The organism is Parahoeflea alexandrii (assembly GCF_024105735.1).
GTDB lineage: Bacteria > Pseudomonadota > Alphaproteobacteria > Rhizobiales > Rhizobiaceae > Hoeflea > Hoeflea alexandrii.
In genome coordinates this window covers 719,368-734,994 of record NZ_JAAAML010000003.1, presented here as the reverse complement: position 1 = coordinate 734,994, position 15,627 = coordinate 719,368, and the positions used below count along the sequence as shown (strand labels likewise).

General features: G+C 62.3%; 15 protein-coding genes. 12 read left to right on the top strand and 3 right to left on the bottom strand.

Features of this window, described 5'->3' with window-relative positions; genetic code table 11:
• Nucleotides 1-87 precede the first annotated feature (87 nt).
• Genes GTW23_RS18530 through dprA form a run of 4 tightly spaced genes read left to right on the top strand, consistent with a single transcriptional unit; the run spans nucleotide 88 to nucleotide 4,126 of the window.
• Nucleotides 88-1,023: an aspartate carbamoyltransferase catalytic subunit gene (locus GTW23_RS18530; RefSeq protein ID WP_152009149.1), complete on the top strand. Its 936-nt coding sequence runs from the start codon at nucleotides 88-90 to the stop codon at nucleotides 1,021-1,023.
• The gene (locus tag GTW23_RS18525; protein ID WP_252916865.1) at nucleotides 1,020-2,306 is read left to right on the top strand and encodes a dihydroorotase; all 1,287 of its coding nucleotides are present in this window, start codon (nucleotides 1,020-1,022) and stop codon (nucleotides 2,304-2,306) included. Before GTW23_RS18530 ends, GTW23_RS18525 begins: the two co-directional genes overlap by 4 nt.
• Nucleotides 2,307-2,366: 60 nt before the next feature.
• Complete coding sequence (gene plsY / locus GTW23_RS18520; protein WP_152011543.1) at nucleotides 2,367-2,975, top strand: glycerol-3-phosphate 1-O-acyltransferase PlsY; 609 nt, start codon at nucleotides 2,367-2,369, stop codon at nucleotides 2,973-2,975.
• Nucleotides 2,975-4,126 carry a DNA-processing protein DprA gene (gene dprA, locus GTW23_RS18515; RefSeq protein ID WP_152009151.1) on the top strand — a complete coding sequence of 384 codons (1,152 nt, stop codon included), beginning with the start codon at nucleotides 2,975-2,977 and terminating at the stop codon, nucleotides 4,124-4,126. Before plsY ends, dprA begins: the two co-directional genes overlap by 1 nt.
• On the opposite strand, the gene GTW23_RS18510 is transcribed toward dprA, so the two are convergent.
• On the bottom strand, nucleotides 4,123-4,332 hold the full coding sequence (locus GTW23_RS18510; protein ID WP_152009152.1) for a hypothetical protein: 210 nt from the start codon (nucleotides 4,330-4,332) through the stop codon (nucleotides 4,123-4,125). The genes dprA and GTW23_RS18510 overlap by 4 nt on opposite strands.
• Nucleotides 4,333-4,584: 252 nt before the next feature.
• Between GTW23_RS18510 and topA the strand changes: the two genes are divergently transcribed.
• The 6 genes from topA (at nucleotide 4,585) to rpmG (ending at nucleotide 12,298) form a co-directional block, all read left to right on the top strand.
• Nucleotides 4,585-7,233, top strand: coding sequence for a type I DNA topoisomerase (topA, locus tag GTW23_RS18505; RefSeq protein ID WP_252916864.1), 2,649 nt, complete (start codon nucleotides 4,585-4,587; stop codon nucleotides 7,231-7,233).
• Nucleotides 7,234-7,235: 2 nt separating this feature from the next.
• On the top strand, nucleotides 7,236-9,614 hold the full coding sequence (gene rnr / locus GTW23_RS18500; RefSeq protein WP_252916863.1) for a ribonuclease R: 2,379 nt from the start codon (nucleotides 7,236-7,238) through the stop codon (nucleotides 9,612-9,614).
• A gap of 60 nt (nucleotides 9,615-9,674) precedes the next feature.
• The gene (locus GTW23_RS18495) at nucleotides 9,675-10,127 is read left to right on the top strand and encodes a DUF983 domain-containing protein (protein ID WP_252916862.1); all 453 of its coding nucleotides are present in this window, start codon (nucleotides 9,675-9,677) and stop codon (nucleotides 10,125-10,127) included.
• Nucleotides 10,124-10,843, top strand: coding sequence for an NUDIX hydrolase (locus GTW23_RS18490; RefSeq protein WP_193217275.1), 720 nt, complete (start codon nucleotides 10,124-10,126; stop codon nucleotides 10,841-10,843). Before GTW23_RS18495 ends, GTW23_RS18490 begins: the two co-directional genes overlap by 4 nt.
• Before the next feature lie 10 nt (nucleotides 10,844-10,853).
• Nucleotides 10,854-12,038, top strand: coding sequence for an MFS transporter (locus GTW23_RS18485; RefSeq protein ID WP_252916861.1), 1,185 nt, complete (start codon nucleotides 10,854-10,856; stop codon nucleotides 12,036-12,038).
• Nucleotides 12,039-12,130: 92 nt separating this feature from the next.
• On the top strand, nucleotides 12,131-12,298 hold the full coding sequence (gene rpmG / locus GTW23_RS18480) for a 50S ribosomal protein L33 (protein ID WP_007197024.1): 168 nt from the start codon (nucleotides 12,131-12,133) through the stop codon (nucleotides 12,296-12,298).
• A gap of 435 nt (nucleotides 12,299-12,733) precedes the next feature.
• Here rpmG and GTW23_RS18475 read toward each other — a convergent pair whose 3' ends face one another.
• The gene (locus GTW23_RS18475; RefSeq protein ID WP_152009156.1) at nucleotides 12,734-14,107 is read right to left on the bottom strand and encodes a PleD family two-component system response regulator; all 1,374 of its coding nucleotides are present in this window, start codon (nucleotides 14,105-14,107) and stop codon (nucleotides 12,734-12,736) included.
• A 15-nt stretch (nucleotides 14,108-14,122) separates the two neighbouring features.
• Entirely contained in the window at nucleotides 14,123-14,494 is a 372-nt protein-coding gene (locus tag GTW23_RS18470) for a response regulator (RefSeq protein WP_152009157.1), read from the bottom strand.
• 192 nt (nucleotides 14,495-14,686) lie between these two features.
• Here GTW23_RS18470 and GTW23_RS18465 point away from each other — a divergent pair, with 192 nt between their 5' ends.
• Together GTW23_RS18465 and GTW23_RS18460 are read left to right on the top strand one after the other, a co-directional pair.
• Nucleotides 14,687-14,977 (top strand): DUF3572 domain-containing protein, encoded by a 291-nt coding sequence (locus tag GTW23_RS18465; RefSeq protein WP_244615180.1) that lies wholly within the window; start codon nucleotides 14,687-14,689, stop codon nucleotides 14,975-14,977.
• Nucleotides 14,974-15,627 carry a hypothetical protein gene (locus GTW23_RS18460; RefSeq protein WP_152009158.1) on the top strand — a complete coding sequence of 218 codons (654 nt, stop codon included), beginning with the start codon at nucleotides 14,974-14,976 and terminating at the stop codon, nucleotides 15,625-15,627. The genes GTW23_RS18465 and GTW23_RS18460 overlap by 4 nt, the downstream gene beginning before the upstream one ends.

Below are 15,627 nucleotides of genomic sequence, written 5' to 3'. Positions count from 1 at the left end.
ATAGACCGCACTACAGCGCCGCGCATCCAAATCGGATCCGCACAGGATGTTGTAGCACATGCATCAGACCTCAACCCGACGGGACAAATGATGTCATTTCCGCACCGCCACCTGCTCGGAATCAAGGGGCTTTCGGAGCCGGACATCCACTATCTGCTCGATCAGGCGGACGAAGCGGTCAAGATCTCCCGCCAGCGCGAGAAGAAGACCACCACCCTTCGCGGTCTCACGCAAATCAATCTGTTTTTCGAATCCTCGACACGGACCCAGGCCTCGTTCGAACTGGCCGGCAAGCGGCTTGGCGCGGACGTGATGAACATGTCGGTGGCCAATTCCAGCGTGAAGAAGGGCGAGACTCTTGTCGACACGGCGATGACGCTCAACGCCATGCGGCCCGACGTGCTGGTGGTGCGGCACTCGTCGGCGGGCGCGGTGGCGCTTCTGTCGCAGAAGGTCGGCTGCCCGGTGATCAATGCCGGCGACGGCGCGCATGAACATCCGACCCAGGCGCTGCTTGACGCGCTGACCATCCGTCGCGCCAAGGGCAAGGTCGGCCGCCTTACGGTCGCCATCTGCGGCGACGTACTGCATTCGCGCGTGGCACGCTCGAACATTCTGCTTCTCAACGCGCTAGGCGCGCGGGTCCGGGTGGTGGCGCCCTCGACGCTGCTTCCCTCCGGCATCGCCGACATGGGCGTTGAGGTGTTCCAGCGCATGGAAGACGGGCTCAAGGACGCGGACGTGGTGATGATGCTGAGGCTGCAGCGCGAGCGCATGGCCGGCTCCTTCGTGCCCTCGGTGCGCGAGTATTTCCGCTACTTTGGCCTTGACGCAGAAAAGCTCAAATCGGCAAAGGAAGATGCACTGGTGATGCATCCGGGACCGATGAACCGCGGCGTGGAAATTGCTTCCGACATTGCCGACGGGCCGCAGAGCGTGATCGAGCAGCAGGTCGAAATGGGGGTCGCGGTGCGGATGGCGGTGATGGAGACGCTGATGCTGCACGGGGAGCTGGCCCGATGAGCGCGCGGGTCCTCAAGAATGTCCGGATCGTCGATCCGTCGACGCAAATGGACGAGACCGGCGACATCGTCATCATCGACGGCCGGATCGCGGCTTGCGGCGCGAGTGCGGCCGGCTTTTCCGTTCCCGCCGATGCCGAAGTTGAGGATTGCGCCGGCCTGATCGCGATTCCAGGGCTGGTCGACGCCTGCGTGCATATCGGCGAGCCGGGCGCGGAGCACCGCGAAACCATCGCCTCGGCGAGCCGTGCGGCCGCCCGGGGTGGCGTGACCTCGATCATCATGATGCCCGACACCGATCCGGTGATCGATGACGTTGCGCTGGTGGATTTTGTCCAGCGTCTGGCGCGCGACGAGGCCGTGGTCAATGTGCACCCGGCTGCGGCGCTGACCAAGGGGCTCGACGGCGAGGAAATGACCGAGTTCGGGCTGCTGCTCGACGCCGGTGCGGTGATGCTTTGCAACGGCCGCCATACGGTCGACAATCCGGCGGTGATGCGCCGGGCGATGACCTATGCTCGGGATTTCGGCGCCGTGGTGGCGATGGCCACGCAGGACCGCTATCTGGGCGGTGCCGGGGTGATGAACGAGGGGCTTTTTGCAAGCTGGCTGGGCTTGCCCGGCATTCCCCGCGAAGCCGAGATCATCCCGCTGGAGCGCGACCTGCGACTGGCGGCGCTGACCCGCTCCCGCTACCACGCGATGAGCATTTCGGTGCCCGAATCCGCCGAGATCATCCGCGCCGCCAAGGCGCGCGGGCTCAATGTGACCGCCGGGATTTCGATCAATCACCTCACACTCAACGAGACCGACATCGGCGAATACCGGACCTTCTTCCGGCTGTCGCCGCCGCTCAGGACCGAAGATGACCGCCGGGCCATGGTTGCGGCACTGGCTGACGGCGCCATCGATATCATCGTCTCGGCGCATGATCCGCAGGATGTCGACACCAAGCGGCTGCCCTTCGCGGACGCCGAGAACGGGGCCATCGGGCTTGAAACCCTGCTGGCGGCAGCCCTCAGGCTTCATCATTCAGGCGATGTTCCGCTGATGCGGCTGGTGGACGCCATGTCGACCCGCCCGGCGCAGATCCTCGGCCTTGATGCGGGAACGCTTTCAGTCGGCGCGCGGGCTGATATCGCCCTGTTCGACCCGGAGTACCCGTGGGTGCTGTCCAAGGACGACATCGTGTCCAAATCGAAGAACTCAGCATTCGAGGATGCCAGGTTCAGCGGCAAAGTATTGCAAACACTGGTTGCAGGTGTCACAGTTCATCGCGCCTGAGTGCGGGCCTGAGAGCCACGCAACCGGGTTCCACGGGAGGAAGGACGCGCCGTGCCTGATATGATCCAATGGACGCTGTCCGCTCCGATGATGCTCGGCTCGCTGCTGTTCGGCTATCTCTGCGGCTCGATCCCGTTCGGGCTGATCCTGACCCGCATGGCCGGGCTCGGAGATGTCCGCAAGATCGGATCGGGCAATATCGGCGCCACCAACGTGCTGCGAACCGGCAACAAGAAACTTGCCGCGGCCACACTTCTGGCCGATGCGTTGAAGGGCACGGTTGCCGTTCTCGTTGCCCGGCAGGTGCTCGGCATGGAAGCTGCGCTGATCGCCGGTCTCGGCGCCTTCCTCGGACATCTCTATCCGGTCTGGCTGAAGTTCAAGGGCGGCAAGGGTGTTGCGACCTATTTGGGCGTGCTGCTCGGCCTCGCTCCGTTGATCGTCCTGGTGTTTGCCGCAGTCTGGCTCGGCATGGCCAAGCTGTTCCGCTACTCCTCGCTGGCCGCACTCGCTGCCGCGGTGGCGGTCCCGGTCGCACTTTATCTCTACGGCCGCCCGGAGGTTGGATCACTGTTCGTGGTGATGTCGCTGATCACCATTCTCAAACATCATGAGAACATCCGCCGCCTGATATCGGGAACCGAGAGCCGGATCGGGGACAAGGGCTGATGTCTGCCGGCGAGGAAGGGAGACGCGGCGTCCCCCTCTCCGATCGCCAGAGACTGAACTGGCTGCGGCTGATCCGCTCCGACAATGTCGGCCCTGCCACCTTCCGAGACCTGATCAACCATTTCGGCTCCGCTGAAACAGCCATCGCGCAACTGCCGGAACTGTCGCGGCGCGGCGGGTCCGCAAGGGCAATCCGGGTGGCGAGCGTCGATGACGCGGAACGGGAGATGGAGGCCGCCCGGAAATTCGGCGCGGTGTTCATCGGAATTGGCGAACCGGACTACCCGCCGGCGCTCAGGCGCATTGACGGCGCGCCGCCGCTGATTGCGGCCATCGGCGACCTGGCGCTTGCGACGCGAACCGCGGTGGGCATTGTCGGCGCGCGCAATGCATCGGTGTCAGGCGCCAAGATGGCAGCCCGGATGGCACGGGAACTGGGAGCTGCCGGGTACGTGGTCGTTTCCGGCTTTGCCCGCGGTATCGATGCGGCTGCACACCGCGCGAGCCTTGAAGCGGGCACGATCGCCGCACTGGCGGGCGGCCTGGACCAGCCCTACCCGCCGGAAAACAATGAACTCTACGCGCAGATCCGCGCCGGCAATGGCCTGGCGATCAGTGAAATGCCGATGGGGTGGGAGCCACGGGCACGCGATTTTCCGCGTCGCAACCGGCTGATTGCAGGTATCGGCCTCGGGCTTGTGGTGATCGAGGCGGCGCAACGCTCGGGTTCGCTGATCACCGCGCGGCGTGCCGCCGACTTCGGCAGGCTGGTTTTCGCAGTTCCCGGTTCGCCGCTTGATCCGCGTGCGGCGGGAACCAACGGGCTGCTCAAGGATGGCGCGATCGTCACCACCGACAGCGGCGACGTGATCGAGGCGCTGGCTCCCTCCAGTCGCCTGTTTTCAGATGACGAGCCGTTTTTCGAGGAACCCGAAGGTGACGATGGGGCGCGCTTCACCGAACCGCATGATGACGACCGGACACGGGTGATCGAGGCGCTGGGCCCCTCGCCCGCCGAGATCGATGACATCATCCGGCACACCGGAGTGTCGGCTCAAACGGTCTATCTGGTGTTGATCGAACTCGATCTCGCCGGGCGGTTGCACAGACATCCGGGCGGCATGGTTTCGCTGGCCTTTGATGCGGACTAGCGAGGTTTCTCGATCGTGCTTACCGGCCTCGAGCCGGCCAGAACGTCGCCCGCCTCGAGATAGGCCATCTCGATCAGGTAACACAGCATGTCGGCGTTTTCGTTGCGGGCAACGGTGCCCAGTTCCCCCAACATCTGCCTGATATAGGCAATGTTCTGCTCTGTGCGGGCATTCTCCAGCTTGCCTTGGGAAGGGTGGGGTTGCATCAACGCTCCGTTGCTTTTGCCTGCCGCAAGGCTCTTTCCGAGAGGCGGGCAGATCGAAAATCACGATACCGTAATTATCTTAAATTGCAATACGGTTGCAATCGCGCATTGGTTGTATTCGGGTTGCGAAATGGAGGTAAATCGGCCGTTGGGCTTGACCGCATCGATTTCGATGTACATTTCGTGGGCCAAATCGGTACGGCGCGAATTCGCGCGGCCTGCCGATAACCCGGGCCGAATGCGAGCAATCTTATGAATGTAGTGGTAGTGGAATCGCCTGCGAAGGCAAAAACGATCAACAAGTATCTCGGCAACGGGTACAAGGTTCTGGCGTCTTTCGGCCACGTCCGTGACCTGCCTGCCAAGGATGGATCGGTTCTCCCCGACGAGGATTTCGCCATGTCGTGGGAAGTCGACACGGCATCGAACAAACGGCTCAAGGACATAACCGAGGCACTCAAGGGTGCCGATTCGCTCATTCTGGCGACCGACCCGGATCGCGAGGGCGAAGCCATTTCCTGGCATGTGCTGGAAGTGCTGAACAAGAAGAAGGCGCTCAAGGACAAGCACGTTTCCCGTGTCGTCTTCAACGCCATTACCAAGAAATCCGTTCTCGACGCGATGGCCAATCCGCGCGAGATCGACACGCCGCTGGTCGATGCCTACCTGGCGCGCCGGGCGCTCGATTACCTTGTTGGCTTCAATCTCTCGCCGGTGCTGTGGCGGAAGCTCCCCGGCGCCCGATCGGCTGGCCGCGTTCAATCGGTGGCTCTGCGACTGGTCTGCGACCGCGAAAGCGAGATCGAACGCTTCATCTCGGAGGAATACTGGCAGATCTCGGCAGACCTGAAGACCCCGCGCGGCGAGGGTTTCACCGCCCGGCTCACTTCGCATGACGGTGAGAAGATCACCAAGATGTCGGTAGCCAATGGCGATCTCGCCAACAAGATCAAGGACATGCTCGATGGCGCGTCCTTTGTCGCCGACAGCGTCGAGGCCAAGCCGACCCGTCGCAACCCGTCGCCGCCCTTCACCACCTCGACGCTGCAGCAGGCCGCCTCCTCGAAGCTTGGTTTCAACGCCTCGCGCACCATGCAGGTGGCGCAGAAGCTCTATGAGGGCATCGACATTGGCGGCGAGACCGTTGGCCTGATCACCTACATGCGTACAGACGGGGTGCAGATGGCGCCCGAAGCAATCGAGGAAGCAAGAACGGCGATCGATGCGCGCTTCGGTGCACGGTATGTGCCTGAAAAGGCACGACTCTACTCGTCCAAGGCCAAGAATGCCCAAGAAGCCCACGAGGCCATCCGCCCGACCGGTTTCGAGCGCGCTCCGGATGAACTGAAGAAGTATCTCGATCCCGACCAGCTCAAGCTCTACGACCTGATCTGGAAGCGCGCCACCGCCAGCCAGATGGCCTCTGCCGAGATCGAACGGACCACGGTCGAGATCACCGCCTCGAAGGATGGCAAGACCGCAGGCCTGCGCGCCACGGGTTCGGTGATCCGCTTCGATGGCTTCATTGCCGCCTACACCGACGCCAAGGAAGACGGCGAACAGTCGGACGGAGACGGCGATGATGATGCACGGCTTCCCGAGATCAATGCCAGGGAAGCCCTCGCCAGGGAGAAGATCAACTCCACCCAGCACTTCACCGAGCCGCCGCCGCGTTATTCGGAAGCTTCGCTGATCAAGAAGATGGAAGAACTCGGCATCGGCCGGCCGTCGACCTATGCATCGACGCTGGCGACGCTGAGGGACCGCGACTACGTGGTGATCGACAAGCGCAAGCTGATCCCCGAGGCCAAGGGCCGTCTGGTCATCGCATTTCTGGAGAACTTCTTCGAACGCTATGTCGAATTCGGCTTCACGGCGGATCTCGAGGAAAAGCTCGACCGGATTTCGGCCGGTGAACTTGCCTGGAAGGACGTGTTGCGCGAATTCTGGACCCAGTTCCACGCCCACATTGATGACACCAAGGAACTTCGGGTTTCCCAGGTTCTTGACGCACTCAACGAGGCGCTGGCGCCGCTGGTCTTCCCGGTGCGCGAAGACGGCTCCAACCCGCGGATCTGCCCGACCTGCGGCACCGGCAACCTTTCGCTCAAGCTCGGAAAATACGGCGCCTTTGTCGGCTGCTCGAACTATCCCGACTGCAACTTCACCCGCCAGCTTTCCGCCGACCAGAACGCTGACGGCGAGGCATCGCTGTCGAATGAACCGAAGGATCTGGGCAAGGACCCGCACACCGAAGAGCCGATCACGCTACGCACCGGGCGGTTCGGCCCCTATGTCCAGCGCGGCGACGGCAAGGAAGCCAAGCGCGCCAGCCTGCCGAAGGGGTGGGCGGTCGATTCCATCGATCACGAGAAGGCAATGGCGCTGCTGAGCCTGCCGAGGGACATTGGCCAGCACCCGGAATCCGGCAAGATGATTTCCGCCGGAATCGGCCGCTATGGCCCGTTCGTTCTGCACGACGGCACCTATGCCAACCTGGAAACGGTGGAAGACGTGTTCTCCATCGGGCTCAACCGCGCGGTCACGGTGATAGCCGAAAAGCAGGCCAAGGGCCCTGGCCGCGGACGCGGCACGCCCACGGCGCTGAAGGCGCTTGGCGACCATCCCGACGGCGGGCCGATCACGGTGCGTGACGGCAAATACGGCCCTTATGTCAACTGGGGCAAGATCAACGCAACGCTGCCCAAAGACAAGGTTCCCGCCGAGGTCACGGTCGAGGAGGCGCTCGAAATGATCGCCGCCAAGGCTGCGGCTTCCGGCAAGAAGACCAAGGCGCCAGCCAAAAAGGCGGCTGCCAAGGCAAAACCGAAGGCGAAGGCAGCTGCCAAGAAACCGGCCGCGGCCAAGAAGCCCGCTGCCGCCAAGGCCAAGAAGGACTGAATTTGGGACACCCTCCCCGTAAATCAGGCTCCGACAAATCCAAAGCCGGCAAGCCGACCCCTCGAACGGGCGATGGTGAGAACGCGGACACGCGCCCGGCCTTCCGTCGTGGCGACATGCCGGACCGGGAAGCGATCCTGCGTTTTCTCAGCGAGAACCCGGACCGCGCGTCCAAGCGCGACATTGCCAAGGCGTTCGGATTGAAGGGCGACACTCGGGCCGAGTTGAAAGACCTTCTTCGGGAGCTTGAGGATGACGGCCTGATCGAGCGGGACCGGAAGATGCTGCGGCGGCCCGGCACCCTGCCCGCAGTCGCCGTGCTCGAAATCACCATGCGCGACAGCGACGGCGACCTGATTGCCCGTCCGGCGGAGTGGCTCGAGGATCACGGTGCCGCCCCCAAGGTGACTGTGCGCCAGTCCAATGCCGGACGCGAGCGCGGCAAGTCCCGCTCACCGTCTATTGCCGCGAGCATCGGCGACAAGGTGCTGGCGCGGATCTTTGCCGCTCCGCACGGCAAGGGCATGAGCTACACCGCGCGGATCATGAAGATCCTCGACCGGCGCGACGGGCTGATCCTGGGCGTCTACCGCTCGGCACCGGGCGGCGGCGGGCGGCTGATGCCGATCGAGCGGCGCGGCGAGGAGTATGCCATCGATCCGGACTTCACCGGAGACGCGAAGGATGGCGACCTGGTCGAGGTGGAAACCGCGAAACTCGGGCGCATGGGTCTTCCCCGCGCCAAGGTGCACGCGGTGCTGGGTTCGGTGGAAGGCGAAAAGGCGATCTCGATGATCGCCATCCATTCGCACGGCATTCCGCACGTCTTCCCGGCCGAGGTGACTGCCGCAGCAGAAAACACGAAACCAGCGCCCCTTTCCGGCGGTCGCGAGGACTGGCGGCATATCCCGCTGGTGACCATCGATCCGCATGACGCCAAGGACCATGACGACGCGGTTTATGCCGAGGAAGACCCCTCGCCCGACAATCCGGGCGGCGTGATCGTCACCGTGGCGATTGCCGATGTCTCCTGGTATGTGCGGCCCGGTTCGGCACTCGACCGAGAAGCGCTCAAGCGCGGCAACTCGGCCTATTTCCCCGATCGCGTGGTGCCGATGCTGCCCGAGCGGATTTCCAACGATCTGTGTTCGCTGCGTGAGGGCGAGGACCGGCCGGCGCTGGCACTGCGCATGGTGTTTTCCGCCGAAGGCCGAAAAGTCGGGCACCGCTTCCACCGCGTGATGATCAAGAGCGCGGCCAAGCTGTCCTACCAGCAGGCGCAGGCAGCGATGGACGGCAATCCGGACGACAAGTCCGGCCCGCTCCTGGAACCTGTCCTGAAGCCGCTCTGGAACGCCTACCGGGTGCTCAAGCGTGAACGGGACCGGCGCCAGCCGCTTGACCTCGACATGCCGGAACGCAAGATCCTTCTCACCCCGGAAGGCAAGGTGGACAAGGTGATCGTGCCCGAGCGGCTCGATGCGCACCGGCTCATCGAAGAGTTCATGATCCAGTCGAACGTCGCGGCCGCGGAAACGCTGGAGAAACGCCGGCAACCGCTGATCTACCGGGTGCATGACCAGCCGTCGCTGGCCAAACAGGAAGTGCTGCGCGAATTCCTGGGTACGCTCAATCTGTCACTGGCGCGCGGCGCGGCCATCCGGGCCAACGCCTTCAACGGCATCCTCGCCAAGGCGCGCGGCGAACCCTACCAGGACATGGTCAACGAGATGGTCCTGCGCAGCCAGAGCCAGGCGATTTACTCGCCTGAAAACATGGGGCATTTCGGCCTCAACCTGATGAAGTACGCGCACTTCACCTCGCCGATCCGGCGGTATGCGGATCTGATCGTGCACCGCGCGCTGGTCGGGTCGCTGGGGCTGGGCGAAGGCGGCATCACGCCGGCCGAAGAGGCCGCGCTCGAAAACATCGCCGCGGAGATATCGACAACCGAACGGCGGGCAATGGCCGCCGAACGCGATACCGTCGACCGGCTCGTCGCGCACCATCTGGCGGGCCGCCTCGGCGAGGCCTTTGACGGCCGTGTTTCGGGCGTGACCAAGTCCGGGCTCTTCGTCAGCCTGCCGCAATTTGGCGCAGACGGATTTATTCCGGTTTCAACTTTGGGATTGGACTATTATCACTATGACGAGGCACACCAGGCTCTGACGGGGGAAAAGACCGGCCTGGGGTACCGACTGGGCGATGGAGTGGAGATCAAGCTGGTCGAAGTGATCCCGCTGGCAGGCTCAATGCGTTTTGAGATGCTGAGCGAAGGGCAGAAGATGCCCAAGGGCACACGATCGTTTCACAAATCAGGCCGCGCCCGCCGGGGGACCCCGAAGAAACCCGGGACACGGCCACCTCGCGGACGGCGCTGACACGGCGCGAGCGAACAAGACAGGCGTCTGCGACGCGCTGTCGGAAGCAGGAGAGACAAGATGCTGGAATTTGGCGGCAAGACAGCCCACGACACCCATCAGGAAGCCCCCCGCAACACCGGGCGCGCGATCAAGCGCGGCCTGCTGGGGCGTTGCCCGAACTGCGGTGAAGGCAAGCTCTTCAAGTCCTACCTCAAGCCGGTCGACGCCTGCCCCGACTGCGCCGAGGAAATGGCTCATCACCGGGCCGATGATTTCCCCGCCTATCTGGCGATCTTCATCGTCGGGCACATCGTTGTTGCCGGCTTCATGGCAACCGACACCTGGCTGGTGCTTGAAAGCTGGCAGCATCTGATGATCTGGATCCCGATCACGGTGATCCTGACACTGGCCATGCTGCCATCCATCAAGGGCGCGGTTATCGGACTGCAATGGGCGCTGCGTATGCATGGGTTTGGCGGCGAGTCGGAAGAGCCGATGCTCGCCGCACCCGCCCATGAGGATGCGCGATGAGCGACAGTGCTGCCGCTACCACTGCACTCCTGACCGAGGACCATCTGTCACGGACCAGCGAAAAGCGGCATCCGACGCGAAGCCCGCGCGACGCTGCTTCGCTGATCCTGATGGACCGCAGCGGCAAGGTTCCGCGCGCGCTACTTGGAAAGCGGGGCAAGGCGCACGCCTTCATGCCCGATCTCTACGTGTTTCCGGGCGGGCGGCGTGATCCGGGCGACAACCGGGTGCGGCTGGCGCGCCCCTTGCGCGATGAAGTGTTCGACAAGTTGCTGGTGCGCACCCAGTCGCGGTTTGGCGATCCCGCCGCGCGCGGCCTCGCCGTCGCAGCCGCGCGGGAGATGATGGAGGAAGCGCATTTGTCGCTGACGCCCGTGGAGCACGCCGGATCGCTGTGCCCGGATGTCTCGCAGTTCCGCTTTCTCGCCCGGGCGATCACGCCTCCGGGCCAGGCCCGCAGGTTCGACACCCGCTTCTTCGCCTGTTTCTGTGACGAGGTCGGGGTTGATCCGGCCGATATCCGCGACAGCAACGAGCTGCACGACCTGACATGGCTGCCGATCGATGATCACGAAAGCCATCCGCTTCCGCGCATTACCAGGGTGATTCTCTCTGATCTCGAGCAGGCGCTCGCGCAAGACCCCTCTTTACCATTTGGCAAAGCGGTTCCGTTCTACTACTCCCGCAACGGACGATTCGTTCGCGAATTGATTTAGGCGACCCCAAATGGACAATTCATCTCTCCGCATTCCAGTGATCCGCGAGGAGATCCATTGGCCGGCCCTGATTGCTGCGGTTTCGGCGATCACGGCGGTGGGAATCGCCATCGGCCTCGGGTTGCCGCTGCTCTCGATCATCCTTGAAAAGCGCGGTGTATCCTCTTCCATGATCGGCTTGAACTCGGCCATGGCCGGGGTTGCGGCCATGGTTGCCGCCCCGCTTTCGACGATGATCGCGCAGCGGCTTTCCGTTGTCACCACGATGGTGCTTTCCATTATCGCGGCGTCGGTGAGCGCGCTGGGCTTTTATTATGCCGAAGCGCTGTGGATGTGGTTTCCACTGCGCATCGTGTTCCACGGCGCGATCACGATCCTGTTCGTGCTTTCTGAGTTCTGGATCAACACCGCCGCTCCGCCGAAGCGGCGCGGGCTGGTACTCGGCATCTACGCCACGGTTCTGTCGCTGGGATTTGCCGCCGGGCCGCTGATCTTCTCGGTGATCGGTTCGGATGGAATCCTGCCTTTCCTCATCGGCGCGGGCATCATTCTTCTGGCGGCCGTCCCGATCATCATGGCGCGCAAGGAAAACCCGGCGATAGACACGCCGCCCGACCTTCCGTTCCTGCGTTATGTGTTCCTTGTGCCCACCGCCACTGCCGCTGTCTTCATCTTCGGGGCAGTGGAATCGGGCGGGCTCTCGCTGTTCCCGGTCTATGCCAACCGGACGGGTTTCACCGAATCACAGGGTGCCCTGCTTTTGATGATGATGGGGCTGGGGAATGTTCTGTTCCAGATCCCGATAGGCCTGATTGCCGATCGAATGAAGGACCGGCGCCCGCTCTTGTCTCTTTTTGCCTTCATCGGACTGGCGGGATCGCTGGCCCTGCCCTTCCTGATCCACGACTGGCTGCTAACTGCGGTCATCCTGCTGTTCTGGGGTGGAAGTGTTGCAGGGCTTTACACCGTCGGGCTGGCGCATCTGGGCGACAAGCTGCATGGTTCGGATCTCGCGGCAGCCAATGCAGCATTCGTTTTCTGCTACGCTCTGGGGATGCTGGTGGGCCCGCAAACCATCGGGGTCTCGATGGATGTGGCCGGCAATCACGGTTTCGCCTGGGCACTTGCGTTCTTTTTCGCGCTTTATGTGGCGCTGACGCTGTTTCGTATCGTGCTGCGTCCAAAACGGACTTGACTTTCCCTGCGGCTTTTGTAGTTTCCGCGCAAGTTTCGCCGTGGAGCCTTGAGCGCTGTCCGCGGCTTCATTTTTGAAGAAGGCAAAACACCATGGCCAAGGCGACCACAATCAAGATCAAGCTCCTGTCGACCGCAGACACCGGCTTTTTCTACGTGACCAAGAAGAACAGCCGTACCTTCACCGACAAGATGGTGAAGACCAAGTATGACCCGATTGCCAAGAAGCACGTCGAGTTCAAGGAAGCTAAGATCAAGTAATCAGGCTTTCCGGCCAGATTGGCCGGGGACGACGACGGCAGACAAAAAAACCCGCTTCCTTTCGGAAGCGGGTTTTTTCGTGTCGAGGGCCGACCGGAAAAAAGGCGTGGAACGAGGATGCCACTGTGCACTTGATCCCGATCGGCCACCCCACGACCCAGGAGATGCGGCGGACCTGAACATCATGGGGTATTCAAAACCTATGCTGTCGCAGAATGCCAACCCGGCAGTCCCAAAACGCATCATGTGCCGTAATATTTGTATCAATCCGGTAAAAAATCAATAGTTTGTTAAGAATGCCTCGAGCATCTTTTCTATATTGGTTAATAATAGAAACAATTTTAACGAAATTTCCGCCCAGGCATGAACAATCAAAAACTATGCTGACGAACTGGGATGGTTCGCAACAACTTCCAGATGAACACTTGTAAATTGTCAGGCAGCCTGTCCAACAACCTGATTGCGGCCATTGTTTTTTGCCTGGTAGAGCGCCTTGTCGGCGCGCCGCAACAGTGAGTCGGCGCCCTCGCCATCAACTTCCAGCGTGGCAATACCCACGGAAGTCGTGACAGCAGCCGCCGCGCCCGAGGCAGAGATCCTGAACGGAGCGCCCGCCACCGCGTCACGCAGCCGCTCGGCCACCTGGGCGGCGATCTCGGAAGTGGTATCAGGCATCACTACCACAAACTCTTCCCCACCGTAGCGGCAGGCAAGATCAGCGCCGCGCACGGCACCGCGGATGCGCTTGGAAAATTCGCGCAGCACATCATCACCGCCTTCGTGACCGTGGGTGTCGTTGATCGACTTGAAGTGGTCGATATCGGTGATCAGCACCGACAGCGGCCGTCCGCGACGGTTGGAACGATCCACCAGCGTCGCCAGATGGGTGTCGAGGTAGCGGCGGTTGTTGAGCCCGGTCAGAGCGTCGGTGACGGCAAACTCAACAGATTCCGATAGGCTGGCCCGGAGCCGGTCTGAATAGCGCTTGCGGCGGATCTGGGTGACGCTGCGGGCCACCAGTTCATTCGGATCGAGCGGACGCAGAAGGTAATCATTAACGCCAAGCTCGAGCGCCCGGATCACCAGATCCTCCTCGCCCTGTTCGGCCACCACCAGCATCGGGATGAAGCGGGTCCGTTCAAGGGAGCGCAGCTGCGAGCAAAGACGCAGCGGGTCATAATCTTCCAGCGACGACGAGACGATCACCAGCTCATAGGGCTTGTCGGCAGCCTCGAAGAGAGCCGCCTGCGGATCTCCGATGGCGGTGATGTCCGCGATGCCCGCCAGCGCCCTCGACATGCGGTCCTGGGTATTGGCGCGGCTCTCGACCAACAGCACCATGCCGGGTTCCTCGAGCTGGCCCTGATGGGGTGCCAGCAGGGTTTCCAGGCCTATGCCGCGCGCGGTCTCTGCACGCAACCGCAACTCGTCGCTCAGTGCCTTGAAACGGATCAGGCTCTTGACCCTTGTCATCAACTGCAGATCATTGACCGGCTTTGTCAGGAAATCATCGGCCCCGGCCTTGAGGCCGCGGACGCGATCCGCCGGCTGATCCAGCGCGGTGACCATGACGACGGGAATGTGTGCGGTCCTGGGGTTGGTCTTGAGCCGTTCACAGACCTCGAAGCCGTCGATGCCGGGCATCATGATATCGAGCAGGATGAGATCGACGGGGGTCTGATCGCAGATCGACAGCGCGGTCATACCATCTGCGGCGGTCAACACCTCGAAATACTCGGCCAGAAGCCTTGCTTCGAGGAGCTTCACATTGGCCGGTATGTCGTCAACCACCAGGATGCGCGCGGTCATGTCAGCTCTCCACCCTCACGCGTCACCGAGATAGGTCTTGATCGTCTCGATGAATTTCGGCACGGAGATCGGCTTGGAGATGTAGGCTTCGCATCCACCCTGGCGGATGCGCTCCTCATCGCCCTTCATCGCAAAGGCTGTGACAGCAATGATCGGGATCACATGCAGATCATCATCCTGCTTGAGCCATTTGGTGACTTCGAGACCGGAAACCTCGGGTAGCTGGATGTCCATCAGGATCAGGTCGGGACGGTGCTTGCGGGCAAGGTCCATGGCTTCCAGACCATTGCGGGTCTGGATCGTCTTGTAACCTGACGCTTCGATCAGATCCCGGAAGAGTTTCATGTTGAGTTCATTGTCCTCAACAATCATAACCTGCTTTGTCATATCCGATCCCATTCCCGATCCAGGCTGGCCACCGGCCTGCCGGATCCCGTCGTTGCCGGCCGCCAGCGGCGGATTTCACCGGCTTTGAGCTGGCCTTGTCCCCGGAAAACGTGCTTTGCGGACCCGGTCAACAACGCCACCTTAGTTCCATTAGGTTGAAAAAGTGGTAATCGGTCATTTCGAATACCGTGCATGAGACTCCGGAAGGACAAGGCAGCGATGGCGGATGCAGAAGAAACGGCAATTGCGGTGCTTGTCTGGCTTGCGGGCGAGCCTGAGCTGATGGGCCGTTTCCTGGCCCTGACCGGGCTTGAGGCCTCCAGCCTTCGCGAGGCAGCCAAAGAACCGGGGTTTCTTGCCGGTGTTCTCGGTTTCCTGATGAGCCATGAACCGACGCTGCTGGATTTCTGCGCGTCAACGGGCACCAAGCCCGAAACCATCTCGTGGGCATTCCATGCGCTGGGCGGCGCGAGCGAGGCATGACCATGTTGATCCCTGACGCCGAACATGACGATCTGCACCTGGGCGAGCGGCCTTTGATCGTCTGCGACATCGATGAAGTCGTGCTGGAATTTGTCAGTCCGTTTATGGCCTATCTCGACCACAATGGCCACGAGCTGCGCGCCACGTCTTTCCGCCTGCACGGAAATGTCTTCAACCGCGCCGACGGCAGCGAGACGCCGGGCGAGACCGTGAGCGAGATGCTGGAGGCTTTCTTCGAAGCCCAGGACAATTGGCAAACGCCGGTCAAAGAAGCAGCCGACAGCCTGGCGCGGCTTTCCGTGCGGGCCGATGTCGTGTTCCTCACCGCCATGCCGCCACGCCACCGCGAGGTTCGCAGAAGACTGCTCTCGCGGCATGGCTTTGATTACCCGATGATCGCGACGGAACAGCCTAAGGGGCCCGCGGTCCTGGCGCTGCACGGGGAACGGCAGCACCCGGTGGTGTTCATCGACGACATCTTCGTCAATCTGCAGTCGGTGCGCAAACATGTACCCGATACACTGCTGGTCAACCTGATGGCCAATGACACGTTCCGCGCGCTGGCGCCGCACCCGGGCGACGGTGTGGACATCGCGTGCGACTGGCCGCATGCCGAAGACATCATCAAGACCCATTTCGACGGCCGCTGA